Source organism: Candidatus Glomeribacter gigasporarum BEG34 (assembly GCF_000227585.1).
GTDB lineage: Bacteria > Pseudomonadota > Gammaproteobacteria > Burkholderiales > Burkholderiaceae > Glomeribacter > Glomeribacter gigasporarum_B.
Genome location: NZ_CAFB01000004.1, coordinates 1 through 1478 on the forward strand (window position 1 = coordinate 1; position 1478 = coordinate 1478).

Annotated in this window: 3 protein-coding genes; all 3 read right to left on the bottom strand. The window is 54.7% G+C overall.

Annotation, left to right across the window (positions count from 1 at the left end):
- Positions 1-224: transcription antitermination factor NusB (locus tag CAGGBEG34_RS00030; RefSeq protein WP_338140315.1), on the bottom strand; the 224-nt coding region annotated here is incomplete at its 3' end.
- Positions 225-250: 26 nt separating this feature from the next.
- Positions 251-1276, bottom strand: coding sequence for a tryptophan--tRNA ligase (gene trpS / locus CAGGBEG34_RS00035; protein WP_006681919.1), 1026 nt, complete (start codon positions 1274-1276; stop codon positions 251-253).
- Positions 1277-1287: 11 nt separating this feature from the next.
- The coding region (locus CAGGBEG34_RS11255) for a hypothetical protein (RefSeq protein WP_203224804.1) at positions 1288-1478 on the bottom strand (191 nt) is incomplete at its 5' end.

A 1478-nucleotide genomic window follows, 5' to 3' on the forward strand; every position in this document is an offset into this window, starting at 1 on the left:
ATGGCCCGATCCAGATTTGGCGCGATTTGCCTGTCCAGGGATTGGCCATTCTGGAGAATGCCAGAGAGCAGGGCATTAAAGTGCGCTCCGTCCGCTTTGCCAAAGCCAGGGGCATTCTGCATGCACCGGCTGATTTCAGCCGCTTCCCCGCCTGCAAGCAGCCATTGATACACCGCTTGCAGCGCAAATGCTCTTGCGCGGCGGCGCGCCTGTTTGATCTGCATGGATTGTCCTGTTTATTCCGGAAAGCTCAAAAATACCTTAACCCAAGCGCCGCCTTCACTTCTGCAATCGTTTGGGCGGCCGTTTCTCGCGCCTGGGCAGTCCCTTCCTGCAGCAACTGGAGCACATCGCCGCGCGCCTTCTCGAATTGCTGGCGGCGCGTCCGGATTGGCGCCAGCGCCTCCTGCAGACAAGCCTCCAAACGGGCTTTGACGATGGAATCCGCCAGTCCGCCGCGTACATATTGAGCCTTCAATTCGGCCAATCCAGCGACATCAGGGTCAAAAGCGTCTAAATAAATAAACGCGACATTGCCTTCCAGATGTCCAGGGTCTTCGATCCGCAAATGTAAAGGATCGGTATAGATTTGCTTCACGGCAGCGCGAATCTCATCCGGACTTGCATGCAGATGAATCATATTCCTCAGCGACTTGCTCATCTTCGCTTTGCCGTCAATGCCCGGCAAACGGCCCATTTCAGGCACCAGCGCTTTCGCTTCGACCAGAATGTCCCGTCCTGTGATCCGGTTAAACCGGCGCACAATTTCATTACTTTGCTCGATCATCGGAATCTGGTCTTCCCCGACCGGCACCAAGCTGGCTTTGAATGCGGTGATATCTGCGGCCTGGCTGGCTGGATAAGTCAAAAATCCCGCCGGGATATCGCGCTCAAAGCCGCGCTGGCGGATTTCTTCCTTGACAGTTGGATTGCGCTCCAAACGCGCAACGCTGACCAGATTCAGATAATAAAAAGCCAGCTCGGCGAGTTCCGGCACCTGCGACTGGATAAATATCGTAGACTTCTTGGGATCGATGCCGACGGCCAGATAATCAAGCGCCATTTCAATGACATTAAGGTTCACTTTGCGGGTATCGTCCATGTTGTCGGTGAGCGCCTGAGCGTCGGCAATCATGATGTATTGCCGGCATGTGTCCTGGTATCTCACGCGGTTGCGCAAACTGCCGACGAAATGACCGAGATGCAACGGACCGGTTGGCCGGTCTCCGGTCAAAATCACCGGGGCAGCGCCGCAGGAGGTGATTGCGGCACTCATGCAAAACCTCTCTAAAATAGAAAAAGACGAATTTTGGCAGATGAAAACATTTTATCACCGCTTATGCGGCCGCTGTTTCGGCTGGAGTTGTGGACGGCGTGGCAGCGTTTGAGATGCGCTCGAAGAAAAGCTGAAGCATGATTTCCTCCTCCATTTTTAAAGCCTACGACATCCGCGGCATCGTAGGCCGAACGCTGGATGC